Genomic DNA, 466 nt, shown 5'->3' with positions numbered 1-466 from the left:
CGCGGTAGCCGACCACTGAGGTGGTCGGCTACCGGCTTTTAAGACGACTTTTTATGCGCTTTACGGTTTTCTGCGAGCAGAGAACCGCATGAACCCGGGCTTTAATCGGCGCTCAGGAATTAAGTGTGCACGGTCACCGTCAAAAACCACCCACCCGATTTGCAGGACCCCCAAAACCTGTGTATAGTTTTTCCTTGTCGCCGAGAACAAAACGGAAGAAATAACCGGATGCGAAACGGCGGCAGAACCCCAGAAAATCAAGGTTTTTCCACAGTCTTGTGGACAACAATTGAAAAGAATGGGAACTGAGAATACTGGTTCAAATCACAAACAATGGATTTGACTTTCAGGAATTCGAAGTTATAGAATATGAATATAACGCTGGACGAAATTACCGCCTGGAATGGTGGGTAAAGAACCGGTAAGTGTTTGTTGTTTGAGAACTCAATAGTGTGCCAAGTTTGTT

This window comes from Glutamicibacter sp. AGC84 (assembly GCF_053543575.1).
This window is presented reverse-complemented; position numbering follows the sequence as displayed.